The organism is Plantactinospora sp. KLBMP9567, from assembly GCF_033446045.1.
In the GTDB taxonomy this organism is placed as follows: domain Bacteria; phylum Actinomycetota; class Actinomycetes; order Mycobacteriales; family Micromonosporaceae; genus Plantactinospora.
Genome location: NZ_JAWQRR010000038.1, coordinates 115,039 through 140,901 on the forward strand (window position 1 = coordinate 115,039; position 25,863 = coordinate 140,901).

A 25,863-nucleotide genomic window follows, 5' to 3' on the forward strand; every position below is an offset into this window, starting at 1 on the left:
TCGTCGGTCGACGACTCAGCGTCGTAGCCGCGTGTTCAGCGAGAGTGCCAGGCCGATCCCGAACACCCCCGCCGTCGCGACCCCGGCCGCCACCGATCCGCCATCGTGCAGTGGCCAGGCCCACCAGCGGACCGCACCCTCCAGCGTGACGCCGAACGGTTCCAGCGGTCCCATCAGCGCAAGCGGCAGCACCCAGCACAGCTGCCGGCCGAACAGCCGGGCCGAGACGAGCGCGACACCCGCCCAGAACCACACGTTGCGCTGTGCCGGCACGACGACGGACGACGGAGTGGCCGACGCGATCAGGCTGATCCGCAGCAACAGCGAGGCGACCAGGCCGCCGATGACGACCTGGCACAGTTCCAGCCGCCAGAGACGGCGGGCAGCGGCTGCGTCGAACGTGGCCATCTCGCTGTGCAGGCTGAGCGCCACCAGCGCACCGAACGGGGCCGGCAGCACCGCGGACAGTGGGAAGGAGACGCTTCCCGCGGCGTTCGCGGCGGGTAGCTCAATCATTGTGTTGCCCCATAGTGCACCGGCGACGGCAACGATGATCGCCGCCGCCAGCACCGACAGGGTCCGCCTGGCACGCAGGTAGCGGCCCAGTGCCCCGCTCAGGTTCCGCAGGGACGGCGGAGCATCGACATCGACTCTGTCAGCCACCTGCGTTGACCGTCCTCGTCCATCCTCAGGACTCGTTGCACGTCATCGAGCACCGGGCCACTATGACCGGGAGACATGGGCAGCGGCCGACCGTTCCCGACCGCCCGGCTGGCCCGCCACACCAGCAGCGTCTCGAATGCCTGGTTGCGCTCGTCGTCGGGGCACTGCTGCACCTCTCCCAACGGGAACGCGCCCGCCAGGCTGTAAGCGAACGCCGAGTCGCCGCTGCCGACGGTCACCAAACCGGCGCGGTTCTGCCCAGGCCGGAGACCCTCTTCATACACCGTCGTCGGCACTTCGGACAGCCCGCGTACGGCCGCGGCCAGCCGCTGTGTCATTGACACCGCCTCTGCCAGGTACTTCTGGTTCTCCGGCCACAGGCACACCTCCGGCTCGCTGCCGGCACACGTCGCAACCACCGGCGTCCGTTCACGCATGAGGCGCTCGCCGTTGAGCTGGACAGCGAGTGCCGAGACCAGCACCACGACCGCGGCACCCAGCGCCGTCACCGACCAGTCGACGCGGACGGACGGTGTGGCCCGTAACAGTTCCGGCGCCACGAGCGCGACCGTGACCAGGGCGGCCGCCACTGCCAGCCGCGCCGCCAGGGCACGCCAGGACACTTCTTCGCTGGGTGGGCCCGAGAGGACAAACAGCTCGAGTGCCGTGTTGTCCAGCGCTGCCAGCCCGAGATAGTTGACGACGCCCACCAAGACTGGGGTGATCCGCCAAGGAAGGAGCCGTCCAGCGAGCTGCCCCATCGACACCGAGATCACCAGAACCGCCACGGCAAGGACGAGATATTCCGGCCAGATCCAGCCGGCACCGCTCTCGGCGTACGTCACGGCGAACGCGGAGGCAGCACCGACCGCCAGCGGCACCAGACCGAGCAACACGATCGCCAGCAGGTGTACCCCGTCGACCGCCCAGCCCGGCCGCGGCAACGCGCTGAGCTGTTCCTCGGCCCTGTTCCGGGCGGTCCGGCTCGCCGACCACGCCGCTCCCGCCGCGAGCGCGGGGGTCAGCAGGATCATCGGGACCTGGGCCGCCGCGCTGGTCTGTGGCCAGACGCCCACCCAGCCGCGCGAGCGGCCGAACAGGAATAGCAGGTAGACCGCGATGAGCGGCGGCAACCACCAGCGCAGCGGAGAGCGGCGCAACTCCATGCCGAGGGCCCACCTCATGCGCGTGCCCCCGGCCGTTCGATCGCCGCCAGGTAGCCGCGCTCGACAGGGCTGTCACCGCGGGCACCCGGCGATCCCAATGCCGCCAGGTCCTGCACACTGCCGCCGAAGACGAACGCGCCGTCGCGCATCACCCGGACCTCGTCGCAGATCGATGCCACGTCCTCGACCAGATGCGTGCTCACGACGATCGAGATGCCGTCGAGTGACCGCATCAGCTCGCGGAACTCCAGCCGCTGCTCGGGGTCGAGCCCGGCCGTCGGCTCGTCGAGCAGGAGCAGGTGGATGTCACCCACGATCGCCTGAGCGATCGCACACCGGCGCTGCATGCCGCCTGACAGCTTCTTCAACTTCCATTCACGCCGCGACGACAGCCCGACCTGATCGATGGCGCGGAGCGTGGAGTCGTGGCCGATCTTCTCCGGCACTTCGCGCAGCCATGCGCAATAGCGCACGAAGTCGTAGACGGAGAAGCCACCTGGGAAACCGAACTGCTGTGGGACGTAACCGATCCGCCGCCGAGCCTCGCGCACCGTCGCGGCGGATTCCACCGTGCGACCAAATATGCGCAGCGTGCCCGAACTCGGCGGGACCACGGTGGCCAACGTGCGCAGCAACGTCGTCTTTCCAGCCCCGTTTGGGCCGAGCAGGCCGAGAATTCCGGCGCCCCACTGCAAGCTTATTCCCGAGACAACCGTCCGGTTACCGTACTTCTGCATCAGGTCCGATGCTTCGAGTGTCACGTGACAACCGTTCCTAATCCGACCCCCAGCCGGCCGCAGATCTACGGCCGGCTGGGGGGCACTGCCACGGCGAGGCCAGGCTAGCAGGCCCCGTGGTTAGGTAGATACGTAGAGTAACTCAGCCCGTACTCTGGTTCACGTAGGCGCTCTGCACGGAGTACCGGCACTCGTGGCGGTCGAACGGCGCCGCGGTGCCTTCGATTACCACCCAGCCCCCCGTGTAGTCACCTTGGTTGTTGCAGAGGACCCTGAGCTGCTTGGCACTGCGCGAACTGCTGTAGCAGTACCCTGCGCCGGCCGTGTCCCACCACTGCGCATAGCAACCGTTGAATGTGCCCGTCTTGCCGGCGGCGAATGCCGGCGAGACTCCGACCACCGTCATGGCCGCGAAGAGTGAACCGACAATAAGTCGCACGCCCATTTTTCGCTTGATCACATATCCCCCATGTTTCATCGAACGAAAGACATTTAGCGATCGATCGCGTTGGTCACGTTAACACAGGCGATGCGGATCGCGCCATCCCTGTAACCCACCGTCCCGGCCTGCCTCTGACAGACGGTGACAATAAATGATCACCGTCCTGTCGCGTCGGCGCAGGTCAATGCCTTCGACAATCGGCGTATGAGATTACCGCCGAGGACCGGGGAGCGTCGGTACAAATTGCGACTGTCGCTTTCTAGTCGGCCGGCAGCTCCGGGCCGCCGTCGAGCAGCTCGATCAGCAGGTCGCCGTACTCCTCGATCCGGTCCAGCACCTCGGCGGCGGGAAACTGGCGGACGGCGCCCGGCTCGCCCTCGGCGGCGGCCTCGACCTCGGCCCAGTGCAGCGGGGTGGAGGCGGACGGCACCGGCTGGGCCCGCAGCGAGTACGGCGCCACGGTGGTCTTGGCCGCGTTGTTCTGGCTCCAGTCGATAAAGACCTTGCCGGGGCGGAGCCGCTTCGCCATCTGCGCCGTGATCGACTTCGGCGCCTCCCGGGCCAGCTCGTCGGCGATCCGCCGGGCGTACGCCGAAACGGTGTCGGCGGACTGCCGGCCCGAGATCGGGCAGAGCAGCTGCATGCCCTTGCGGCCGGAGGTCTTCGGATAGCTCTCGACGCCGTCGGCGGCCAGCCGCTCCCTGATCAGCAGGGCGACGCCGCAGCACTCGGCGAGCCCGGCCGGGGCACCCGGGTCGAGGTCCATCACCATCAGGTCGGGGTCGGCGTCGACCTTCCACTGTGGGGTGTGCAGCTCCAGTGCGGCGAGGTTGGCCAGCCAGACCAGTGTCGGCAGGTCGTCGCAGACGACGTAGTCCAACTCCTCCCGGTCCTTGGACGAGCCGGGTGACGGCAGTCGCTCCAGGCGTACCCACTCCGGGGTGCTGGCCGGGGCGTTCTTCTCGAAGAAGAACGCTCCGTCGACGCCGTTCGGGTAGCGGATCCGGGTCAGCGGCCGGTTGCGCAGGTGCGGCAGCAACGCCCCGGAGACCCGGGTGTAGTAGTCGATCACCTCACCCTTGGTGAACCCGGACGCCGGATAGAGCACCTTGTCCAGATTGGACAGCTCAAGGCTCCGGCCCTCGACCTCGACCCGTACCCGCTGTTCACGTGCCATCGACGTCCGCCACAGTCTTGTCGGTGCGCAGCCGGCGGATCCGGGGGAACCGCAGCCGGCCGTCCGGCGTGCGCTGGCCGTACTTCACCTCCACCACGATCTGGGGAGTTACCCAGATCGCGCCCCGGGCATCCTCCCGGGGCACCGGGGTCACGAACGGCGAGCCGCCGGTGCGCAGCGGCTCCAGCACGGCCAGCAGCTCCCGCTCGATCGCCGCGCCGATGCCGCCGCCGACCCGGCCCCGGTAGACCAGCCCGCCGTCCGGGGCGGGCACTCCGACCAGCAGCCCGCCGATCCGGCGTACGCCGGGCCGCCAGCCGCCGACCACGAAGTCGTCGGTGACCTCCAGTTTCACCTTCACCCAGTCCGGGGACCGGATCCCCGGCCGGTAGACCGCGTCGACCCGTTTCGACACCACGCCCTCCAGCCCGTGCTCGCCGGCCGCCTGGTAGGTCGCCCGACCGTCCGGGAACACCGGCGGCACCGCCCAGCGCGGCCCGGCCAGGCCGAGCGCCTCCAGCGCCTCCCGGCGACGCCGGTACGGCCACCCGGTCAGGTCCGTCCCGTCCCGCCGCAACAGGTCGAAGATCATGTACGTCACCGGCAGGCTCGCCGCCAGCCGGGCTGCCCGGGCCGGCTCCCGGACGTGCATCCGCTCGGCGAGCGCGGTGAACGACGGCTGCCCCTGCTCGGTCAGCACCACCACCTCGCCGTCCAGCACCGCGTCGGCCAGCCCCCGCTCGGCGAGCTGGGCGCGGAGCGCGGCAAGCTCCGGATAGGCGGCGGTGATCTGCACTCCGGAGCGGGCGTAGAGCCGCAGCTCGCCGGCGGCGAAGTCGGAGACCGCCCGTACCCCGTCCCACTTGAACTCATGCACCCAGCCGGGGCCTGCGGGCAGCTCCCCGGTGACCGCGAGCATCGGCTTGACCGGGGTGCCGGGCACGATCCTCACTCTAGGTCCGCGCCGAAACACTCGCGTCCGGTTCGATCCGGTGCGATCCTGGATCGAACCGGTCGTGCACACCGGCAAGGGCCGGGTACCGGCTGCTCAGGGGGCACTTCACCTGACGGGGTGAATATCCGCCCGGATGGGGGAAGGTACGGGATCATGCGGGCTATCTGGCGCGGCGCCGTCTCGTTCGGGCTGGTCTCCATCGGGGTACGGGTCTACTCGGCGACCGAGGAGAAGGACATCCGGTTCCACCAGGTGCACCGCACCGACGGGGGCCGGATCCGCTACAAACGGGTCTGCTCGATCGACGGCGAGGAGGTCAGCTACGACGACATCGCCAAGGGGTACGACATCGGCGGCGGCGAGATGGTCATCCTCACCGACGAGGACTTCGCCGAGTTGCCGCTGAGCACCTCGCACGCGATCGACGTGCTGGAGTTCGTCCCGGCCGAGCAGGTCGACCCGATCCTCTACAACAAGGCCTACTTCCTGGAGCCGGACGGTGCGGCCGCCAAACCGTACGTGCTGCTCCGGGACGCGCTGACCGACTCGGAGCGGGTGGCCATCGTGAAGGTGGCGCTGCGGCAGCGGGAACAGCTCGCCACGCTGCGGGTCCGGGAGGGCGTACTGCTGCTCAACACCATGCTCTGGCCGGACGAGATCCGCCGCCCCGACTTCGGCTTCCTCGACGAGGACATCAAGGTGCGCCCGCCGGAGCTGGCGATGGCGAGTTCGCTGATCGACTCGATGGCCGGCGAGTTCGAGCCGGACATCTTCACCGACGACTACCGGGCCGCCCTCCAGGAGGTGATCGACGCCAAGGTCGAGGGCCGGGAGGTGGTGCAGCCGGAGGAGGTCGAGGAGGCGCCGGCGGCGGCGGTCGACCTGATGGCGGCGCTGCGCGCGTCGGTGGACCGGGCCCGGGCCGCCCGCGGCGAGGAGCCGGCCGGGGCCGGCGCCGGCCAGCCCACCCCGATCTCGGCCGCCAAGTCGGCGAAGGCGGCCGCGGCGAAGAAGACCACCCCGGCCGCGAAGAAGGCTGCCAAGAAGACCGCGGAGAAGTCCACCGGGGCCAAGAAGGCGGCCGGGGCCAAGAAGGCGGCGTCCAAGTCGGGTACGGCCAAGAAGGCCGCGACGAAAAAGGCCGCCCCGAAGAAGGCGCCCCGCAAGTCCGCCTGAGCCGATTCCTCGTGCTCCCGGTCATGCCTCGTAGTGCGGGCGGCGCGGCATCCACTGCGGGTGGTGGTCCCGGAGGTACCCCACCAGCCCCTCCCGGAGTTCGCACCGCAGGTTCCACGCGTTCGGGCCGTCCTCGGCCGTGACCGTGATCCGGACCGTTACGTGCTGCTCGGTCATGTCCGTCATCTGGAGTCCCCAACCGGCGCGGTCCCACAGCGAGGATGCCGTGAGTTGCCGCCCCAGCTCCGCCCGCAGTTCCTCGAGATCGGCCGTGTAGTCCAGCACCAGGTCCACCGCGGCGGCCACCCTGGCGCCGAACCGGGTCCAGTTCTCGAAGGGTTTGCTGACGAAGTAGGTGCTGGGCAGGATGAGCTGGCGCTCGTCCCAGGTGCGGATCACCACGTGCGTCAACTGGACCTCCTCCACCTGCCCCCACTGCCCGTCCACCACCACGACGTCGTCGATGTGCAGCGCGTCGGTGAAGGCCATCTGGATGCTCGCCATGGCCGCCGAGATCATGGGCCGGGTGGCGACCCCGATGACGAGGCCGAAGACCCCGGCGGAGGCGAGCAGGGAGAGCCCGAAGATCCGGACCTGGCGGAAGGTGAGCAGCATCGTGCCGATGGTCAGCAGGACGATGACCGCCACGGTCGCCCGCCGGACCACCCGGACCTGGGTGTGCAGTTGCCGGGCGTGTTCGTCGGTGGGAGTACGCGGGTGACGCTTGAAGATCCACTCCTCGGCGACGTGCAGGATCTTGGTGACCAGCCAGCCGGCCGTGCCGATCGCCACCAGGAGATCCCAGTGCCGCAGGTGCTCCAGGGTCTCCGGCGGCAGTCCGGTCGCCGGCAGCGCGTAATACAACGCGAGCGCCACTGACAGCACGCTGAACGCCCGCTGGCCGTGTACCTGGGCCATCTGGAGGAAACTCCGGAGCCGACGCCCCCGGCCGATCGGCCGCAGCGCGCGGCCGAGCAGCAGGCTCAGCAGGAAGGCACCACCGGCCGCCGTGACCAGGATGAACACCGCCCGGGTGGTCACCGCCACCCGGCCCATTGCCGGACTGCCCGCCCGATCCTCGTCACCGGCTACCCCCTCCGATCCCCGGTCGGCGGTTTGCCTGGGGCGCGCTACTTAAACCGGGGCTCGTCAGGTGTGCCCGGGCGACCCGGGCGCGGCACCGGGCGCTCAGTACGCCGGCGGCACGCCGAACGGGTACGCCACCGGCGGCGGAGTGCCGTTCCGCTCGGCGCAGTAGGCGGCCCGGGGCCCCGGCCCGGTGAACGGCGGGACGTAGCTGGTCAGGGTCGCGAGCCCGGTGGCGATCGCCACCGCGCTGGACTCGATGTCGAGCTCGACCAGGGTCCGGGCGAAGGGGGTACGGGCGCCCGCCAGCCGTACGGCGTTGCGCCACGCCTGCTCCCGCCAACTGACCAGCAGCCCGAGGGCGGCGCCGGTCGGGATGCCGGTGTCGAAGCCCTCCCGGTCGAGCCGGGCGATCAGTTCGGCGAGCAGCGGGTCGATCACGGCGGCGAGGATCTCGTTGACCCTGTCGTGGTCGGGTTTGCGGCTGCTGCCGTCCGGCGCGGTCAGTCCGACCCGTTCGAGCACGTACGGCAGGTCCCGGTTGATGTGCGCGTTCATCCCGAGCATCAGGTCACCGGCCCCGCTGAGCCGGCGGGACCGGGCCGCGTCCAGGGCGGCCAGCCAGGCTCCCGGTACGGCGGAGCGCCGCCCGGCGGCCCAGTCGTCGTACGCCCGGTAGTAGTACTCGGCGAAGAGCGCGCCCTCCCGGTTGACCCAGGCGTTGTCGACGAAGTACCCGGGCTGGTCCCGCCCCCACTTGAAGCCCTGAGTGGTCCGCAGGTAGGCGAGCGTGAAGGTGGCGTGGTGGTCGCAGGAGCGGCCGAGCGTGGCGAACCGCTCCCGCAGCCGCGCGATCGTGTCGTCCACGCATCCGGCCCCGCCGTCCGGGCAGGTGTCCGGGACGGCGGCCCACACCGCCGCTCTGTCCGGTCGGTACGGCGACGGTGCGGCGCCGGCCGGTGGGGCGGGCGGCAGCACTCCGGTCACGCCCAGCGCGGCCGCCAGCAGAGTCCGCGCCGTCGCCCACCGTCCCATGCCGGCCCCCTCAGATGATGATCGACGTCAATGCCATACATCATTCCGAATCTGAGTGACTAGTCAGGAACATTGGTCCGATACCCGACTCGACCAGCTAAAAGAGCCGAATCAGCCGCTATCCTGACGGCTAATCCGGCTGCGGTCGTTCACCGTCGTGACGCTGTGCCGAGCGAGCCCCGGTCAAGCCCGGGGCAGCGCCCCCGCTGGGTCGAGCGGGTCAGCGTGGCCCGGTTGGGTCACCTGGTTGCCGGTGACCACCACCCGGCCGGTCGCGCCGACCACCGAGAGCGCGCCGGTGATCCGCACGCCGGCGAGCTGGACGGACCGGCCCCCGAGCGCGGAGATCCCTGCCAGGAGACGATTCGCCCGTTATCTGAAGATCGTCCGCCTAGGCTGGATCCGGGAGGTGGCCGCGCCGCGCATACGGCCGGAGGGAGGCAGGCATGAAGGCAGTGGTCTACCACGGGCCGCGCGAGGTCGCGGTGGAGAACGTGGAGGACGCCCGGGTCCAGGACCCCAACGACGTGGTCGTGCAGGTGACCACCAGCGCGATCTGCGGCTCCGACCTGCACATGTACGAGGGGCGTACCGGCGCCGAGCCGGGCATCGTCTTCGGGCACGAGAACATGGGCATCGTGGTCGACGTGGGCCCCGGCGTGGCGCATGTCAAGCGGGGCGACCGGGTGTCGATGCCGTTCAACGTCGCCTGCGGGTTCTGCAAGAACTGCCTGGCCGGCTACACCGGCTACTGCCTCACCGCGAACCCCGGCTTCGCCGGCGCCGCCTACGGGTACGTCAACATGGGCCCGTACCGGGGCGGCCAGGCCGAATACCTGCGGGTGCCGTTCGCCGACTTCAACTGCCTGAAACTGCCGCCCGGCAACGAGCACGAGAACGATTTCGCGATGCTCGCCGACATCTTCCCCACCGGCTACCACGGGGTGGCGATGACCGAGCTGCGCCCCGGCGAGACCATCACGGTGATGGGTGGCGGCCCGGTCGGGCTGATGGCGGCGTACTCGGCGATGCTGATCGGCGCGGCCAAGGTGTTCCTGGTCGACCGGGTGCCCTCGCGGCTGCGCCTCGCGGAGTCGATCGGCGCGATCCCGATCGACTTCGGCAAGGGCGACCCGGTCGAGCAGATCCGGAACCAGACCGACGGCGACGGAACGGACAAGGGCGTCGACGCGGTCGGCTACCAGGGGACCGGCAGGGGCGGCGAGGAACAGCCGGCGGGGGTGCTGAACAGCCTGGTCGAGATCGTCCGGGCCACCGGTCGGATCGGAGTGGTGGGACTCTACGTACCGCACGACCCCGGGGCGCCCGACGAGCACTCCCGCAACGGCGAACTGCTGTTCCGGGTCGGCACGTTCTTCGAGAAGGCGCTCCGGATGGGCAGCGGACAGACCAACGTCAAGGCGTACAACCGGTACCTGCGTGATCTGATCGTCGCCGGGCGGGCCCGGCCGAGCTTCGTGGTCAGCAAGGAGTTGCCGCTCGACGCGGCGCCGGAGGGCTACGACCGGTTCGACAAGCGCGACGAGGGCTACTCCAAGGTGGTGCTCAAGCCCGCCGCGTGATCCGCTCGGCAGAGCGGACCGGCGGGTGTCCGGTCGGCCGGCGGCGCCCGACTGGGGCAGGATGGAGTAGTGGTGGATGCGGTGGTCTTCGACCTGGACGGCGTACTGGTGGACTCGGAACCGGTCTGGGAGCGGGTCCGCCGACGCTACGTCGACACCTCCGGCGGCCGGTGGCAGCCCGACACCCAGCGCCGGCTGATGGGGATGAGCACCGGCGAATGGGCCCGTTACCTCGGCGAACTCGGCGTACCCGGCAGCGCCGAGCAGATCGCGACCGACGTGGTCGACGAGATGGCCCGGGAATACCAGAGCCACCTGCCGGTCATCGACGGCGCGCCCGAGGTGGTCCGCCGGATCGCCCGGCACTGGCCGCTCGGGCTGGCCAGCTCGTCCCCACGCCGGCTGATCGACGTGGCGCTGGACGCCATGGGGCTGACCGACCAGTTCCGGGCGACGCTCTCCACCGAGGAGGTGGCCCGGGGCAAGCCGGCTCCGGACGCCTACCTCGCGGTCGCGCAGCGCCTCGGCGTGCCGGCCGACCGCTGCGTCGCGGTCGAGGACTCCAGCAACGGGGTACGCTCGGCGGCCGCCGCCGGGATGCGGGTGGTGGCGATCCCGCACGGGTCGTACCCGCTCGACCCGGACGCCGAACAGCTCGCCGCGGTGGTCCTGCCGCACGTCACCGACCTCACCGAGGAAACGGTGCCGCCGGCCCGGTCGCCGCGGATCCAGGAGATCTCCTGGGGCCGGATGGTGGTCGACGGGCTCGGCGAGGGCAAGGACTTCAAGCTCTATCCCGGTGGTGGCCGGCCCTGGGACTGGACCGAGACCGGCACCCGGCACGAGCCCGGGATCCAGCCGGCCGACGTCGAGGAGCTGATCGCCAACGGGGCGACCCGGGTGGTGCTCTCCGAGGGCTTCGACGGGCGGCTCCGGGTCGACGCGGCGACGCTGCGGTTCCTCCACGAGCGGGCGGTCGAGGTCCATGTGGCCCGGACCGACGAGGCCGTCGAGCTCTACAACAGTCTCGCCGCACGGGAGCCGGTGGGCGGTCTCTTCCACTCCACCTGCTGACCCCTTCCACCTGCCAGCGCTATCCCCGGCCCTCCAGCCGCAGCGCCATCTCCCGGTAGCGGGCCACCGGCACCAGGTGTACGCCGTCGAACGCGCCGCTGTCGCGCAGCCGCTCGATCTGCTCGCAGGCCGCGTCGACCCCGGCCCGCCGGTCCCGCTCCACCCGCTCGACCAGGTCGGCCGGGATCTCGATGTCCGGGATGCTCGCCGCCAGCGTGCGCGCCATCGTCGGGCTGGCCAGCACCATCACCCCGGCGTAGACCGGCACGTCCAGCGCGACCGACTCCCGCCAGCGCAGCAGCGCGTCGACCGAGAAGCTGACCTGCGCGAACACGAAGTCGGCGGTGCGCTTCCAGCTCGGCAGCCGACGCAAGCCTGCGGCCACGCCGACCCGGAACGGCGGCAGCCCGGCGAAGGCCGGACTCTCCCCGGCCGTCCGGGCCTCGTCGATCATCGCGCGCACGGTCAGCTCACCGCTCCGGTCCCCGACCGTCGGCTTGTCGCCGTAGACGAAGAGGAACTCCCGCACCCCGTACGCGGCGGCGGTCAGCATGTCCCGCTGGAACCCGAGCCGGTTGCGGTCCCGCGAGTTCAGGCAGGCGATGCTCCGGCCACCCATCGCGGCCACCTCGTGCGCTACCGCGATGCTCGACACCGTGGCCCGGCCGATGTGATTGTCGGGAATCAGGAACGAGTGCGCGACCGGAGCCAGTACCCCGATCTGGTGGCGTACGTGCCGCAGGTCGGGACGGGTCGGCGGCTCGATCTCGCAGATCAGGTCGAAGTTCGGCGAGTTCACCTGGAGCAGCGTACGCCGGACTCGTCCAGCCGGCCCGGCGCCTCGCGGGCGCCCGGACCGGTGCACCCAGCTCTGAAGCTCTGCACCGGATCACGCTGGCCGGACCGGGCGGTCAGCGTCGGCCGGGCAGCAGCAGGGATTTGCCGCTGGTACGCCGGCCCTCCAGGTCGGCGTGCGCCCGGGGCGCGTCGGTGAGCGGGTACGTCGCGCCGATCCGGATCGACAGCCGCCCCGCGCCGATCCAGCCGAACAGGTCGGCGGCCCGACCGAGCAACTCGGCGCGGCTCTCGATGTGCTGCGGCAGGGTCGGCCGGGTCAGATAGAGCGAGCCTCCGGCGGCCAGCCGCTCGGTCTGCAACGGCGGTACCGGCCCGCTGCTGGCGCCGTACGCGACCAGCAGGCCACGGCGACGCAGCGCGGCGAGGCTGTCGTCGAAGGTGGTCCGGCCGACCCCGTCGTAGACCACCGTCGCACCGGCACCACCGGTCACCTCACGGACGGTGTCGAGGAAGGTGTCGTACCGGGCGACATGGTCCGCGCCCGCCTGACGGGCCAGTTCGGCCTTCTCGTCCGTCGAGGTGGTGCCCACCACGACGCCACCGCCCAGCTTGACGAGTTGGGTGAGCAGCAGCCCGACCCCACCGGCCGCCGCGTGCACCACGACCGGATCGCCGGCCGTCACCAGGTGGGTGGTGTGCGACAGGTAGTGCGCGGTGAGTCCCTGCATCATCGCCGCCGCCGCGACCGGGAAGTCGACGTGCTCGGGTACCGGCACCGCCCGCTCGGCCGGGATCGCGACCTGCTCGGCGTACCCGCCGGGCACGCTCACCCAGGCCACCCGGTCGCCCACGGCGAAACCCTCGACCCCGGGCCCGAGCGCCGCGACCGTGCCGGCGCCCTCCTGCCCCGGCACCGCCGGCAGGTCCCCCGCATACGGCTGGACGCCCTGCCGCTGGTAGACGTCGGTGAAGTTGACCCCGACGGCGGCGACGTCGACGAGGAGCTGACCGGCGCCGAGCTGCGGCGCCGGTGCGTCCACGATCTCCAGGACCTCCGGTCCGCCGTGTCGCCGCATCAGCACCGCCCGCATGCGGCCATCGTCTCCCGTGCGCCGCCGTGGCACCCCCGGATCGCCGCGATCGGCGGAAGGCTCTGGCGTGTCGTCGGCGCGTCCGGCCCGGCTTTCACCCGGCCCGGGCGCCCGGGCCGGACCGTACCTACCCGGGTGGTGGCCGGCCGGTCGGCCGGCCGCAGCACCGCCACGGACGCGTTCACCCACGGCCGGTGTCGGCTTTCCGACCGGATCGGTCGGTGGGCGGGACGGCTCCGCCGGGCAACCCCCGCCCGGCGGGGACCTCCGGGCGGATCACGGGCCCGGCGAAAGGGCGCCTGACAACGGGGTTTGTGCGGCGTACGGCCGGGTGCGCCGGGAGTGTCCCTCATCCGGCCACTACCAGGGAAAACGCGAGATGGATCCGCGTACTACTTCACTGGGTATCGGGACTGTTGCTCTAGGTGATTGTCTGCGTAACATGCCCGAGGAGCAGGCCCTACTGGAGGAGGTCGCTGGAGGGCGAGGCGCGGGACGGCTGCACCGGCACGGCCGGCACCGCCCGTACCGCTACGAAACTGGCCGGCACCGCCGCCGGCGGAGTCCGGAGAGCACCGGCGGGTCACCGGACCTGTGACAACCCCCAACGATCAGCGAGAACGGTCAACGGTATGCCAACTTTTCGATCGACGCTGCGCCGCGCCTACCACCAGTCCGGTGCCCACCACGTCCGCCGAGCCGCCCACCGGATCGCCCTCCGTACCCGGGCAGGGGCGTTCCGGAACGAGATCGGCGTCGTACTGCACGCCGACCACACCGACATCAGGGGCACCGAACTCGCCGTCTACAAGGGAAACCTCGACCGGAAGGCGGTTGCCGCCTGGCGGCGTCTGGTCTCCGAGATCCGGCCCACCGTGGCGATCGACGTCGGCGCCAACTACGGCGAGGTGGCCTTCTCGACCTGCTACTACGGCCTGCGCGAACTGCATCTCGTCGAACCGAACCCAGCCGTACTCCCCTGGCTGCGCAAGACGATCGCGGCGGCCACCGGCGACTACCCGGGCACCGTGCTGCACGCGGGTGCCGCCAGCGACCGATCCGGTACCGCCCGGCTCTATCTGCACGAACACACCGGCGTCGCATCCCTGCGGGTGCAGAACGACCGGGGCGTCGAGGTGGAGTGCTTCCGGCTCGACGAGCGGATCCAGCTCGGCGACGACGACTCGCTGCTGTTCAAGATCGACGTCGAGGGTCACGAGCAGGCCGCCCTGGAGGGGATGGCCGGGCTCTTCCACCGCCGACGGGCCGCCGGCATCTGCGAGATCCTGCACGCCGACGACGACCTGCTGAAATACCTCTGCGCCAACTTCGCGGTCGCCCTGCAACAGGCCGGCCGGGAGCAGCCGGTGGACGAGTCGCAGCTGCGCGACACGGTCGCCCGGGCCCGGGAGACCGGCTGGGGCGATCTCAGCAAGGACGTGGTGCTCCGGTCGCGCTGACCCCGACGGACGTGGGGGGGCCCCGGGGGGGCCGCCGCCGCCGGGCGCCCCCCCCCAGGGGGGGGGGCCCCCCCCCCCCCGCGCCACCGGACGGACTGCTGGTCACCAGGTCGACGAAGCTGGCACGGGCGATCGCCACGTCGATCTGCTCGGCACTGTCCGCCCGACTGCGTACGCCCGACTCGAAGACGGTCACGTCGTCCGCGCGTACCGCGAAGGCGACCTCGACGTCGTCGGCGCCGACGTCGATCACGGCCCGGAGCCGTTCGCAGCCGGCGGGCGGCTGCACCCGGACCCGGCTGGGCGCGGCGGTGAGCACCGCGCGCGGATAGACCTGGCCGTGCACGGTGACGGAACCGGGGGACGACCCGGTGGCCGGGGTCGGCGAGGGCCGCTCCGAACTGCCGTCCAGCAGCATCGGCAGGTCGGAGAGGTAGTAGGTGACCTCGGCCGGGGACGGCTGGGCCTGGCTGCGTGTCGTCACCCCGGGCCACAGGTTGAGCGCCATCACCCCCAGGGCGACGGCCAGCACCGCGACGGTCGAGGCCATCGCCCGGTGCCAGCGCCGCGCCGCCGCCCCGGGCGACACCGTGGGTGTCCCGGGCGTCGGGAGCGGCCCGGCCGGAGCGACCGTTACGGCGACCGCCGGTACCCCGGCTCCGGCGCCCCGACCCGACGGCGCGGTACGGGCGGTCCCGCGCCGGGACGGGCTGACGCGGGCCGGAAGCAGCGCCGGGCGGCGGCGGGCGGCCAGGTCCTCGATCCAGCCGAACAGCGCCACCGCCACGGCCACCAGCAGCCAGACCGCGGCCAGCCGGAGGGTGACGGTCTGCACCCAGCCGGAGACGGCCAGCGGGGCGATCAGCGCCCCGGCCAGCACCCCGAGCGGCAGGTGCCACAGATAGACCGTGACCGCCCGGGCGTTCAACAGCTCCACGAGGCGGTCCAGCAGGCGGATCCGGCCCAGCCAGTCGAGTCGGGGCCGGAACCGGAGCACCGTCGCGACGAACGCCATCGACCACAGGGTGTTGCCGCCCGCGATCCGGTTCAGGTCGTAGTTGCCGGTCGACCAGCCGACCGCCAGCACCCAACCGGCCCCGGTGACCGCGAGCAGCCCGACGGCGAGCGCGTACCGCCGGGCGGGGATCCGGCGCAGCAGCCCGTCGTGGTGCGCGAAACCGAGCAGCCAGCAGGCCAGGTACGTGCTGACGTTGGTCGCCTGCTCGTTGAAGTACCCGCCGACGTTGACGATGTTGAACCGGAAGGCGATCGGCAGCGCCACCGCCAGCGCCAGGCTCTGCCAGGGCCATCGGCGGAACGCGGCGAGCAGCACCGGCGAGAGCAGCACCAGCCACAGATAGGTGACGATGTACCAGAGCACCACGTTGTAGGCCCAGGCCCACGACTGGTCGCCGACCGGCGGGGTACGGGCGGGGAAGACCCACCAGACCATCTCGCCCCAGCCGAGTGCCGCGGTCGGTGCCGTACGCCAGCCGGTGACCAGCAGCAGCGTGACCGCCACCACCCCGAACCCCCACAGCGGGGGCAGCAACCGGCGCAGCCGCCGCCCGACCGCACCCGGGCCGGTACGGTCCAGCGAGCCGGCCATCAGCGAGCCGGCGAGCGCGAACATCAGCCCCATCGCCGGGAACAGCACGGTCAGCCAGATCCAGCCGAGTACGTGGTACGTCACCACCCGGACCAGCGCGGCCGCCCGCCACAGGTCCAGGTACCGGTCCCGATCGCCCGACGAGCCGCTGGCCCGAGCACCCGGCGAGCCGTCCGCCGGCCCAGCCACCGGTACGACCGCAGCCGGCACCGCAGGCTCGGCTGAGGTTCCCATCGGCGTCTCCACGTCTCCGGTCGGCCGCGCCCGACGGTCCCGGGCGACTCGTACGTCGTCGGCACGGGCGACCCGGAACGCCTCCGGCGACACCCCGCCAACGCCGCCCGCCCGGCCACCAGCTCCGGCGGAACCGCCCGGCAGGCCGGCGCCCTCGACAGACGGACCCTTGCCCAACAGTCCTACCCGACAAACCTGAACGATCGCTGACTGGGCCTTCGCGGCGTGTTTCCCGTCGCTCCCCACCCCGACCCGGCCGACCGCCCGCCGGACGTCAAAGGTCGACCACCGGTCGGGACCCGTGGCGGCGGCGGCACGAGATGCGGCCGCCCGGCCCAGTCTGTGACGCCGCACACCCGTGCCCGGTCACGAAACTCCGGCGATCCACCCGTTCGGGCAGCAAGATGGTGATCGGTCGTAACGCGTGCGGGGTCCGGCCGGCGGATCGGGGTGAGCGGGCCGGCCCGCGGATCGAGACGAGAGGTGGTCGAGCGTGGCAGCACCGGAGAGGTCGACGATGAAGGCGGCGGTCTACCAGCGCACCGGCGATCCGTCCGTGCTCGAGGTGGTGGACCGGCCGGTGCCGGAGCCGGGTCCGGGGGAGGTGCTGGTCCGGGTCGCCGTCTCGGGGGTGAATCCCACCGACTGGAAGTCGCGGCAGGGCGACGGTTCCGGCGCGCCGCCCCGGCACGGCTGGCAGATTCCGAACCAGGACGGCGCGGGGATCATCGAGTCGGTCGGTACCGGTGTCGATGCGAAGCTCACCGGCGAGCGGGTCTGGATCTGGGAGGCGGCCTGGCAGCGGCCGTGGGGGACCGCGGCCGAGTACACCGTGGTGCCGGTCCGGCAGGTGGTGCGGCTCGGCTCGGCCTCGTTCGACCTCGGCGGGGCCCTCGGCATTCCGTTCATGACCGCGCACCGCTGTCTGACGGTCGGCGAGACGATGCCGGACCGCCTCGACGTCGGTGCGCTCACCGGGCGTACCGTCCTGGTCCAGGGTGGGGCGGGGGCGGTCGGCAACGCCGCCGTCCAGCTCGCCCGGTGGGCCGACGCCACCGTCATCGCCACGGTCAGCAGCGCGGAGAAGGCCCAGCTCGCGGTCGCGGCCGGCGCGTCGTATGTGATCAACTACCGCGAAGAGGACGTGGTGGCCGAGGTCCGGAAGATCACGCCGGACGGGGTGGACGCGATCGTCGAGGTCGCAGCCGCCCGCAACGCCGAGATCGACTGCCAGGTGATCGGTGCCAACGGCGCGGTCGCGGTGTACGCCGACGACGGCGGCGCCGCGCTCACCCTGCCGGTCCGCCCGCTGATGGTGCCGAACGTCCGCTGGCAGTTCGTGCTGGTCTACACCCTGTCGACGGTGGCCAAGGCGCAGGCCGTGACGGACGTCGCCGCCGCCGCGTCGTCCGGGGTACTCCGGATCGGCACCGACGCGGGCCTGCCGCTGCACTACTACCCGCTGGACGAGGTGGCCCAGGCGCACGCCGCCGTGCAGAACTCGGCGGTGGGCAAGGTGCTGGTGGTGACCAGCGAGTCCTGATCACCACCGGTCCGGGCCGGCCCGCCGGACGGGGTCAGCGCTCGATCGTGGGCGGGCCGACGTACGACCAGGTGATGCCGTCCGGGGAGAGCCATCCGCCGGAGGAGTCCTGGTTGCCGGACTGGGCGTAGCCGCCGGGAACGGCTACCGCCGAGGCACCCGGGCCGACCTGGACCCGCGCGGCCGTACGCCGCCAGGTCCGCCCCGGGTCGACGCTGCGATAGACCGGCAGCTCACCGTCGACCCGGCCGACCGTGTACGCGGCCCGGTCGCCGATCGCCAGTGCGGCGGCCCCCGCGTTGCCGCCGGCCTCGACATCCTCGGGCAGCACCGTCTGCCGCCAGTCGTGTCCACCGTCCCAGCTCACCCGGATCCCGCTGCCGCTGAAGATGGCCACGTTCTTCGAGACGGTGCCGTTCTCCTCCTGCCGCGGGCCGGCTACGGCACGAGGACGATCTTTCCGCGCAGCCGCCCCGCCGCGACCAACCGGTGGGCGTCGGCCGCCTCCGCCAGCGGCAGCGAGGCCGCGACCCGGGTCCGTAGCCGTCCCTTGGCCACCTCGGTCATCAGCTCCGCCAGCATCGGCTGGTCGAGCCGGATCAGAACCGTCTGCTGCCGTACCCCGCGCGGCGGATCGAGCGGTGGTACCGGTCGGGTCGTCACCAGCGCGCCGCCGTCGGCGACCGCGGCGCCGGCCGCCGCCCCGACCGGTACCGCGTCGAAGACCGCGGGGACCGGGCCGAGCTCGGCCAGCTCGGCGGAGCGGGGCACCACCTCGGCGACGCCGAGGCCGCGTACCCACTCCTCGTCGTCGGAGCTGGCCACCGCGATCACCCGGTGACCGGCCCGGGCCGCCAACTGGGCGGCGAAGCCGCCCACCCCGCCGCTGGCGCCGGTGACCAGCACCGTCGACCCGGAGGCGAGCGACATCATCTCCAGCCCCTGCCGGGCGGTCAGCGCGTTCAGCGCCACGGTGGCCGCCTCCGCCGCGTCCAGCTCGTCCGGTACGCCGACCAGCCAGTCCGGCCGGGCCACCACGAACTCGGCGTACGCCCCGACGCCGCCCCGGGTGAGGTACCACGGCACCATTCCGGCGACCCGGCTGCCGGGCCGGTAGTCGGTGACCCCGTCTCCGAGGGCCACCACGTCACCGGCGAAGTCCCAGCCGAGCAGGAACGGCGGCTCGATCGGGCCGCCGGGGACCTGTCCCGCCCTGGCGGCGAGGTCGGCGGGGTGCACCGCCGCGGCGCGTACCCGGACGAGGATCTCGCCGGGGCCGGCGACCGGGTCCGGCCGCTCGACCACCCCCAGCACACCGGGACCGCCCAGTGCCGTCACCGCCACCGCTCGCATCGCTCGCCCCTTCCGCGTGGCCAACATCCTTCCCGGCACGACATCGAGTTGGCAACGGGCGGATCGCGGCCCGACCGGCCGGCGGCGGGACGGGGAACTGCCAGCGGCATCCGGATACTCCGCTTCCCCGCCTGGCTGGTACCGGACCGCCCGGCCGAGGTGGCCGCACAACTGCGCTCCGCCCTGCTGGCCGCCGGCTGGCGCCCGTGAAGGCAACCGGCGAACGTAATCTCCCGCTGCCCCTCCAGGGGTAGCAACAGCACACCGACGGTCAGGTCGGGAGCACGGTCACGGTGAGGGCGTTGGTGGCGTAGTCGGCGCGGACGCGCTTCTTGTCGAACTTGCCCACCGAGGTCTTCGGTACGGCGTCGACGAAGGCCCACCGCTCGGGCAACTGCCATCCGGCCACCCGGTCGGCGAGGAAGTCCCGCAGTTCCTCGGCGCTCACCTCGGCGCCCTCCTGCCGTACCACCGTCGCGAGTGGACGCTCGTCCCAGCGCGGGTCCGGTACGCCGACCACGCACGCCTCCCGCACCGCCGGATGCGCCATCAGCGCGTTCTCCAACTCGACCGAGGAGATCCACTCACCACCGGACTTGATCACGTCTTTCGCCCGGTCGGTGAGGATGATGAAGCCGTCCGCCGAGAGTGTGCCGACGTCACCGGTACGCAGCCAGCCGTCCCGGAACTTCTCCTCCTCGGGTGCGTCGTCGCCGACGTACCGGGCGGTCACCCACGGGCCCCGGACCTCCAGTTCGCCGACGGCCTTGCCGTCGGCGGGCAAGGGCGTGCCGTCCGGGCCGACGATCCGGGCGGCGACTCCGGCCGGCACCCGCCCCTGGGTGTAGCGGTAGCGCCAGGCCTCCGCGCCGGTCGCCCCGGCCGGCGGTCGGGCCACCGAGCCGAGCGGGGACATCTCGGTCATCCCCCAGGCGTGGATCACGTCGATCCGGTGCCGTTCGGCGAAGGCGTGCATCAGCGCCGGCGGGCAGGCCGAGCCACCGACGATCACCTCGGTCAGCGACGAGGTGTCGACCTCGTTGGCGTCCAGGTAGTTCAACAGGTCGGTCCAGATGGTCGGCACCGCACCGGCCAGGGTGGGCCGCTCGGCCTCGATCATCGCGGCGATCGGGGCACCCTGGAGGAACCGGTCCGGCATCACCAGTGAGGCCCCGGAGAGGAAGGCGGCGTACGGGATGCCCCAGGACATCGCGTGGAACATCGGCACGATGGCGAGTTCCCGGGTGGTCGGGCCGAGCCCGAACGACTCCGGCAGGCAGATCTGCATCGAGTGCAGCCAGATCGACCGGTGCGAGTAGGCGACGCCCTTGGGGTTGCCGGTGGTCCCCGAGGTGTAGCAGAGCGCGGCGGCGTCCCGCTCGTCCAGTTCCGGCCAGTCGTACCGGTCCGGCCGGTCCCGCAGCAGGTCGTCCCAGCGGTGTACGGCGATCCGCCCGCCGCCGGCCGAGCGCAGCGGCGCCGGGTCACCGCCGCCGACCACCACCACGTGCTCTACAGTGGACATCTCGGGCAGCGCCCTGGCCAGCAGCGGGATCAGCGTCGAGTCGACCAGCACCACCCGGTCCTCGGCGTGGTTGGCGATGTAGGCCACCTGGTCGGGAAAGAGGCGGATGTTGAGCGTGTGCAGCACCGCGCCCATGCTCGGCACCGCGAAGTACGCGACCAGGTGCTCGGCGTTGTTCCACATGAAGGTGGCAACCCGCTGGTCGCCGGTGATCCCGAGGTCGTCGCGGAGCGCGTGCGCGAGCCGGGCGGCGGTCGCACCCACCTCGGCGTACGTCATCCGACGGGAACCGTCGCCCAGCCAGGTGACCACCTCGGCGGTGCCATGCACCGTGCTGCCGTGTTCGAGGATGCGGGAAATCAGCAGGGGTGCGTCCATCATCGTGCTACGCATGGACCACAACCTAGTGTCGCAGCTCACACCTTGACCACCCGGAAGGCATCCCGATGAGCAGTATCCCGTGGGCCGAGTCGTACCTCGGCCAGCTTCGCGCCCTCGCCGGTGACCGTACGCTGATGTTCGTCGGCGCCCGGGGCGTGGTACGCGACGCGGCCGGCCAGGTGCTGCTGATCGAGCGCTCGGACAACGGTTACTGGGCACTGCCGGCCGGCGCGATGGAACTCGGCGAGTCGATCGCCCAGTGTGCCGTCCGCGAGGTCTGGGAGGAGACCGGGCTGACCGCCACCGAGGTCACCCCGTTCGCCATGTACACCGGCCCGGACCGCACCTTCACCAACATGTACGGCGACACGTACCAGCTCTTCGTGGTCGCCTTCCGGGTCGACGCCTGGTCCGGCGAGCTGCTCACCAGCACCGACGAGACCACCAACGCCGGCTTCTTCCCGCCCCGGGCACTGCCCGCCCCGGTCTCCTCCACGGTGCTGGAGACCCTGGACGACCTGGCCGTCTTCGAGCAGACCGGCCAGGTCGTCCTGAAGTAGTCCGGCGGCCTGGCCCGGTTCGCGGCGGGTGCGCGCTTCCTTGACCCGGAAGAGGTCGCGGACGCTCAGGGTCAGATCAGCGTCTGGGCGTTCGCCTCCATCTCGGTGGCCGCGTCGCCCTTCCGCTCCCGGGCCAGTCCCTCGCCGGAGCCGGGCGGCGGGCCGCCGCGCAGTTCCTGGTTCGGCATCGCCAGGGTCACCGCCACCGCCAGGAACGCGATCAGCCCCGCGACCAGGAAGACGGTGTGCAGCGCGCCGACGAACGACTCCTGCACGGCGGCCCGGATCGGTTCCGGCAGCGCCAGGATCCGGGACGGCTCGTTGACCGAGAACTCCGTGGTGGCACCGGCGAACTGCGCCCGCTGCTCCGGCGGGAGCTGGGCGATCGCGCCGGGCAGCCGGTCGGCCAGCCTGCCGGAGAGCCCGGCGGAGAGCACCGCACCGAGGATCGCCACCCCGAACGCGCCGCCCAACGACCGGAAGAAGGTGGCGGCCGAGGTACCGGCGCCGAGGTCGCGCATCTCGACCGCGTTCTGCGCGGCGAGGATCAGCGGCTGCATGCAGAGGCCGAGCCCGATGCCGATGAGCACCATGTAGACGAAGGCGTTCCATAGCGGGGTGTCGACCCGCAACCGGGTGAAGAGCAGCATGCCGGTGACCAGCACGACGGCCCCGACCACCGGAAACCACTTGTACCGGCCGATCTGGCTGATCGCCCGCCCGGAGAGCACCGAGGTGACGATCACGCCGGCCATCATCGGCAGCATCAGCAGACCGCTGTCGGTCGGCGACGCGCCCTTGACGATCTGGAGATAGAGCGGGATAAAAATGATCGACCCGAACATCACCAGGCCGAGGATGAAGCCCGCGGCGTTGGCCAGCGCGAAGGTGGACCGGCGGAACAGCTTGAGCGGCAGGATCGGCTCGGCCACCCGAGCCTCCTGGACCAGGAACAGCACGCCGAGCACCGCTCCGGCCACGAACAACCCGATGATGATCCCGGAGCCCCAGGCGTACTCATTGCCGCCCCAGCTCAGCGCGAGCAGCAGCGAACTCACCCCGGCCACCAGCAGGCCGGCGCCGAGCCAGTCGATGGCGTGCTGCCGGCGCTGGAACGGGACCAGCCGCATCACGTGGTAGCAGACGATGATGGCGACCACCGCCAGCGGCACGTTCAGGAAGAAGATCCACCGCCAGTCGTGCTCGGCGAAGTAGCCGCCGACCAGCGGCCCGGCCACCGAGGAGAGCCCGAACACCGCGCCGAAGAGGCCCTGGTAACGGCCACGGTCCCGGGCCGACACCACGTCGGAGATGATGGTGAAGGCCAGCGTCATCAGACCGCCCGCGCCGAGCCCCTGCACCCCGCGGGTGATGATGAGCTGGGTCATGTCCTGCGCGAAGCCGGCGGCCAGCGAGCCGACCAGGAACGCCCCGATGGCGAAGAGGAAGACCGGGCGGCGACCGAAGAGGTCGGCCATCTTGCCGTACAGCGGGGTCGAGGCGGTCGACGCCAGCAGGTACGCGGTGACCACCCACGAGTAGTGGTTGATCCCTCCGAGTTCGCCGACGATGGTCGGCAGCGCCGTTCCGACGATGGTCTGATCCAGTGCGGCGAGCAGCATGCCGGTCATCAGACCGCTCATCAGGAGCAGGATCTGACGGTGTGTCAGGGCCGGCCGCGTGTCCTCAGCGGTGGTCATAGTGCCTTCTCCCCCCGTTGGCACAGAAAATGCCTACCGCCAGTCTCGGCCTGGGCCACCGCCCGGCCCAGGCGAACGCGAGCGCTGTGATCACGATCATGCGCCCTCGGCACGCCGCGCTCGCCGGGGCCCCGCCGGTCCGGTGAGCGGTCGCCGGGGCCCCGCGGGGCGGTCTACTCGTTCGCCTCTGCTGGGCGGTCGGCGGGGCCCGGCGGAGCGGCTCTTCTCGTTCGCCGCTGCGCGCTGGCGGCGGGTCGCAGTTCCAGCCGCCGCGCCGGAGGCATCGCTTCTCAGCCACGTGCCGGAGGCATCGCCTCTCCAGCCGCGTGCCGGAGGATCAGTGCCGGCCCTCGGCGAGTTCCTCCACGAGCTTGGCGCAGAACGCCGGCAGGTCGTCCGGCTTGCGGCTGGTCACCAGGCCGTTGTCGACGTGACACTCCTCGTCGACCCAGTGCGCGCCCGCGTTCGACAGGTCGGTCCGCAGGCTGGGCCAGGAGGTGACGGTGCGCCCCTTCACCACATCGGCGTCGATCAGCGTCCACGGCGCGTGGCAGATCGCCCCGACCGGCTTGCCTGCGTCGAAGAACGCCCGGACGAACCGGACCGCGTCCGGGCTCGCCCGCAGGGCGTCCGGGTTGGCCACCCCGCCGGGCAGCACCAGGCCGTCGTAGGCCGCCGGGTCCGCCTCGGCCACGATCGTGTCGACGTCGTACGTCCCGGACTTGTCCAGATGGCTGAAGGCCTGGATCCGGCCGCCCTCCAGGGAGACCAGCTCGGCCCGGCCGCCGGCCGCCTCGACCGCCTGCCGGGGTCGGGTGTACTCGACCTCCTCCACGCCATCGGTGGCCAGGAACGCGATGCGCTTGCCCTGCAACGTCGCGGTCATTCGCTTCTCCTCTCAGGGAATCGGGGGGATATGCGGCAACGAACCTTTGGGTCGCATCCCGTGAAAAAGACGTTCCCGGTACGCCGGGTGCCAAACCCGCCGTACGGCCACCGCCGGGTCCCGGTGCCCGGCAGGACCAGGTTTGCCCGGCCGGGCACCGGGGACCCGTCGCCACATGGCGACAGACGCAGCGGAACAGCGCCGGTTGGCCTCGGTGGTGGAGAGCTGGCTCGGCAGGGGCGTACTGGTGGTCGGCGACGCGATGCTGGACGAATGGCGGTTCGCCGAGTCGGACCGGCTCTGCCGGGAGGCGCCGGCGCCGGTGTTGACCCTGCGCCGTCGGCTGACCGCAGCCGGTGGCGCCGCGAACACCGCCGTCAACCTCACCACGCTGGGCGGCCGGGCAGCGCTGGTCGCCCCGGTCGGCGCGGACGTGGCCGGTGACGAACTGCACGACTGTCTGGACCGGGCCGGTGTCTGGGACCGGACCATCAGCCAGCCCGGTCGGCCGACCCCGGTGAAGCGTCGACTGCTCGCCGCCGACCAGATCCTGCTCCGCGAGGACGAGGGCGACGCCGACGAGACGCTGCCCGAGGAGGGCGTACGCCGGATGCTCAACGCGCTCGCCCGGGCGACCGAGGAGTTGCGGGCGGACCGGGACGGCCAGCCACCGACCCTGGTGGTCTGCGACTACGGCCTGGGTGCGCTGCCCGAGGCGGTACGGAGCTGGCTGGTCCGGCACCGCGACTCCTTCGCCACTGTCGCCCTGGACGCGCACGACCTGGCCTACTGGCGTGGACTCGCCCCGACCGTGGTGACCCCGAGCTTCGCCGAGGCGACCCGGCTGCTCAACGAGGCGGTCTCCGCCGGCCCGGCCAGCCCGGCGTCGGCGGTCGCCGGCACCCGGGTCAGCGTCGCCGAGGACGGCAGCACGGTGGCGACCGGCGGAAAGGGCGACGCTGACAGTGGAAAGGGCGACGGCGCGGACGCCGGCAGGGATGCCGACGGTGGCCCGGTCAGGGGACCCGGTGCCGGCATCGCCGGTCGGCCGGCGCCGGCGGTCGCCGCCGGTGGCACCGAGGACGGCGGCCGGGACGGCGACGGCCCCGCCGCGCCGGAGGGTACGCCGCCGGGCAGCGGCGACGGCGGAGGTCCGGTCGGCGGGGACGGCCTCACGGTGACCAGTGACGAGATCGGGGTCTCCGGCGACGACATCGTGGTGGCCGGTGACGAGACGTCGAGTGCCGCCGGTGGGCGTCCGGTCGCGGCCGGCGGCGCCAGCCGGGCGCTGGTCGCCCAGGCCCGCCTCGCCGAGCTGCGGGAACGCACCGGTGCGGACGTGGTGGCGGTGACCCTGGACGCCGAGGGCGCGGTGGTGGGCGGGGCCGACGGGCGGTCCCGGCGCAGCCACGCGACTCCGGTACCGGCGAGTTACGCGGTCGGCGCCGGTGACGCGTACCTGGCGGCGATGACGCTGGCGCTGGCCGCGAACGCCCCACTGCCGACCGCCGCCCAGTTGGCCCAGCTCGCCGCCACCACCACCGTCTCGGACACCGGCACCTGTGTCTGCCTGCGCGACGACCTGCTCGCCGCGCTCGGCTCGGCCGGCGACGAACCGCCCCGGATCGT

Annotated in this window: 23 protein-coding genes and 2 pseudogenes; 8 read left to right on the top strand and 17 right to left on the bottom strand. The window is 71.9% G+C overall.

What is annotated here, in order from left to right; all coding sequences use genetic code 11:
* Window positions 1-15: 15 nt before the first annotated feature.
* The 6 genes from R6Y94_RS27860 to ligD (R6Y94_RS27885) all read right to left on the bottom strand — a co-directional run bounded on the left by R6Y94_RS27860 (window position 16) and on the right by ligD (R6Y94_RS27885) (window position 5,128).
* Window positions 16-663 (bottom strand): hypothetical protein, encoded by a 648-nt coding sequence (locus tag R6Y94_RS27860; RefSeq protein ID WP_318398816.1) that lies wholly within the window; start codon window positions 661-663, stop codon window positions 16-18.
* Entirely contained in the window at window positions 615-1,829 is a 1,215-nt protein-coding gene (locus R6Y94_RS27865; RefSeq protein ID WP_318398817.1) for a hypothetical protein, read from the bottom strand. The genes R6Y94_RS27860 and R6Y94_RS27865 overlap by 49 nt, the downstream gene beginning before the upstream one ends.
* Before the next feature lie 14 nt (window positions 1,830-1,843).
* Window positions 1,844-2,566, bottom strand: a complete 723-nt coding sequence (locus tag R6Y94_RS27870; protein WP_412102907.1) for an ABC transporter ATP-binding protein — start codon at window positions 2,564-2,566, stop codon at window positions 1,844-1,846.
* Window positions 2,567-2,708: 142 nt separating this feature from the next.
* On the bottom strand, window positions 2,709-3,044 hold the full coding sequence (locus tag R6Y94_RS27875) for a hypothetical protein (RefSeq protein WP_318398819.1): 336 nt from the start codon (window positions 3,042-3,044) through the stop codon (window positions 2,709-2,711).
* Window positions 3,045-3,267: 223 nt separating this feature from the next.
* On the bottom strand, window positions 3,268-4,185 hold the full coding sequence (gene ligD, locus R6Y94_RS27880) for a non-homologous end-joining DNA ligase (protein WP_318398820.1): 918 nt from the start codon (window positions 4,183-4,185) through the stop codon (window positions 3,268-3,270).
* Complete coding sequence (ligD, locus tag R6Y94_RS27885; protein ID WP_318398821.1) at window positions 4,175-5,128, bottom strand: non-homologous end-joining DNA ligase; 954 nt, start codon at window positions 5,126-5,128, stop codon at window positions 4,175-4,177. Before ligD (R6Y94_RS27885) ends, ligD (R6Y94_RS27880) begins: the two co-directional genes overlap by 11 nt.
* Window positions 5,129-5,293: 165 nt before the next feature.
* Here ligD (R6Y94_RS27885) and R6Y94_RS27890 point away from each other — a divergent pair, with 165 nt between their 5' ends.
* Entirely contained in the window at window positions 5,294-6,316 is a 1,023-nt protein-coding gene (locus R6Y94_RS27890) for a Ku protein (RefSeq protein WP_318398822.1), read from the top strand.
* Window positions 6,317-6,337: 21 nt separating this feature from the next.
* Here the strand turns inward: R6Y94_RS27890 and R6Y94_RS27895 are convergent, their stop codons facing one another.
* The 3 genes from R6Y94_RS27895 to R6Y94_RS27905 form a co-directional block, all read right to left on the bottom strand.
* The gene (locus R6Y94_RS27895) at window positions 6,338-7,363 is read right to left on the bottom strand and encodes a mechanosensitive ion channel family protein (RefSeq protein ID WP_318398823.1); all 1,026 of its coding nucleotides are present in this window, start codon (window positions 7,361-7,363) and stop codon (window positions 6,338-6,340) included.
* 141 nt (window positions 7,364-7,504) lie between these two features.
* Window positions 7,505-8,437 (bottom strand): DUF5995 family protein, encoded by a 933-nt coding sequence (locus tag R6Y94_RS27900; RefSeq protein WP_318398824.1) that lies wholly within the window; start codon window positions 8,435-8,437, stop codon window positions 7,505-7,507.
* A 183-nt stretch (window positions 8,438-8,620) separates the two neighbouring features.
* Window positions 8,621-8,746: a hypothetical protein gene (locus R6Y94_RS27905; RefSeq protein WP_318398825.1), complete on the bottom strand. Its 126-nt coding sequence runs from the start codon at window positions 8,744-8,746 to the stop codon at window positions 8,621-8,623.
* A gap of 137 nt (window positions 8,747-8,883) precedes the next feature.
* On the opposite strand from R6Y94_RS27905, the gene R6Y94_RS27910 reads away from it, so the two are divergent.
* The 3 genes and pseudogenes from R6Y94_RS27910 (at window position 8,884) to R6Y94_RS27920 (ending at window position 11,094) form a co-directional block, all read left to right on the top strand.
* On the top strand, window positions 8,884-10,020 hold the full coding sequence (locus R6Y94_RS27910; protein WP_318398826.1) for a glutathione-independent formaldehyde dehydrogenase: 1,137 nt from the start codon (window positions 8,884-8,886) through the stop codon (window positions 10,018-10,020).
* A 69-nt stretch (window positions 10,021-10,089) separates the two neighbouring features.
* A pseudogene (locus R6Y94_RS27915) lies at window positions 10,090-10,746 on the top strand (HAD family hydrolase); the annotation flags it as partial.
* Window positions 10,723-11,094, top strand: coding sequence for an Mth938-like domain-containing protein (locus R6Y94_RS27920; RefSeq protein WP_318398897.1), 372 nt, complete (start codon window positions 10,723-10,725; stop codon window positions 11,092-11,094). The pseudogene R6Y94_RS27915 and the gene R6Y94_RS27920, both read left to right, overlap by 24 nt.
* A 19-nt stretch (window positions 11,095-11,113) precedes the next feature.
* On the opposite strand, the gene R6Y94_RS27925 is transcribed toward R6Y94_RS27920, so the two are convergent.
* Together R6Y94_RS27925 and R6Y94_RS27930 are read right to left on the bottom strand one after the other, a co-directional pair.
* The gene (locus R6Y94_RS27925) at window positions 11,114-11,893 is read right to left on the bottom strand and encodes a methylenetetrahydrofolate reductase (RefSeq protein ID WP_318398827.1); all 780 of its coding nucleotides are present in this window, start codon (window positions 11,891-11,893) and stop codon (window positions 11,114-11,116) included.
* A gap of 112 nt (window positions 11,894-12,005) precedes the next feature.
* Window positions 12,006-12,983 (bottom strand): quinone oxidoreductase, encoded by a 978-nt coding sequence (locus R6Y94_RS27930; protein WP_318398828.1) that lies wholly within the window; start codon window positions 12,981-12,983, stop codon window positions 12,006-12,008.
* Between the two features lie 632 nt (window positions 12,984-13,615).
* On the opposite strand from R6Y94_RS27930, the gene R6Y94_RS27935 reads away from it, so the two are divergent.
* Entirely contained in the window at window positions 13,616-14,443 is an 828-nt protein-coding gene (locus R6Y94_RS27935) for an FkbM family methyltransferase (RefSeq protein WP_318398829.1), read from the top strand.
* Here R6Y94_RS27935 and R6Y94_RS27940 read toward each other — a convergent pair.
* Window positions 14,412-16,286 (bottom strand): acyltransferase family protein, encoded by a 1,875-nt coding sequence (locus R6Y94_RS27940; RefSeq protein WP_318398830.1) that lies wholly within the window; start codon window positions 16,284-16,286, stop codon window positions 14,412-14,414. The two genes, R6Y94_RS27935 and R6Y94_RS27940, sit on opposite strands and share 32 nt — an antisense overlap.
* Window positions 16,287-16,803: 517 nt before the next feature.
* Between R6Y94_RS27940 and R6Y94_RS27945 the strand changes: the two genes are divergently transcribed.
* Window positions 16,804-17,829: an NADPH:quinone reductase gene (locus R6Y94_RS27945; RefSeq protein WP_318398898.1), complete on the top strand. Its 1,026-nt coding sequence runs from the start codon at window positions 16,804-16,806 to the stop codon at window positions 17,827-17,829.
* A 34-nt stretch (window positions 17,830-17,863) separates the two neighbouring features.
* Here the strand turns inward: R6Y94_RS27945 and R6Y94_RS27950 are convergent, their stop codons facing one another.
* From R6Y94_RS27950 to R6Y94_RS27960, 3 genes are all read right to left on the bottom strand, one after another.
* Entirely contained in the window at window positions 17,864-18,226 is a 363-nt protein-coding gene (locus R6Y94_RS27950; protein ID WP_318398831.1) for a hypothetical protein, read from the bottom strand.
* Between the two features lie 41 nt (window positions 18,227-18,267).
* A complete protein-coding gene (locus R6Y94_RS27955; protein WP_318398832.1) occupies window positions 18,268-19,182 on the bottom strand; it encodes an NADP-dependent oxidoreductase in 915 nt (304 codons plus the stop codon).
* A gap of 271 nt (window positions 19,183-19,453) precedes the next feature.
* Window positions 19,454-21,085: a long-chain fatty acid--CoA ligase gene (locus R6Y94_RS27960; protein WP_318398899.1), complete on the bottom strand. Its 1,632-nt coding sequence runs from the start codon at window positions 21,083-21,085 to the stop codon at window positions 19,454-19,456.
* A gap of 68 nt (window positions 21,086-21,153) precedes the next feature.
* Between R6Y94_RS27960 and R6Y94_RS27965 the strand changes: the two genes are divergently transcribed.
* Window positions 21,154-21,648: an NUDIX domain-containing protein gene (locus R6Y94_RS27965; protein WP_318398833.1), complete on the top strand. Its 495-nt coding sequence runs from the start codon at window positions 21,154-21,156 to the stop codon at window positions 21,646-21,648.
* 71 nt (window positions 21,649-21,719) lie between these two features.
* On the opposite strand, the gene R6Y94_RS27970 is transcribed toward R6Y94_RS27965, so the two are convergent.
* Window positions 21,720-23,291 (bottom strand): MDR family MFS transporter, encoded by a 1,572-nt coding sequence (locus R6Y94_RS27970; protein ID WP_318398834.1) that lies wholly within the window; start codon window positions 23,289-23,291, stop codon window positions 21,720-21,722.
* Window positions 23,292-23,685: 394 nt separating this feature from the next.
* Window positions 23,686-24,234, bottom strand: a complete 549-nt coding sequence (locus R6Y94_RS27975) for a type 1 glutamine amidotransferase domain-containing protein (protein WP_318398835.1) — start codon at window positions 24,232-24,234, stop codon at window positions 23,686-23,688.
* 175 nt (window positions 24,235-24,409) lie between these two features.
* Between R6Y94_RS27975 and R6Y94_RS27980 the strand changes: the two are divergent.
* Window positions 24,410-25,832: pseudogene (locus R6Y94_RS27980) on the top strand (PfkB family carbohydrate kinase); the annotation flags it as partial.
* Between the last annotated feature and the right edge of the window lie 31 nt (window positions 25,833-25,863).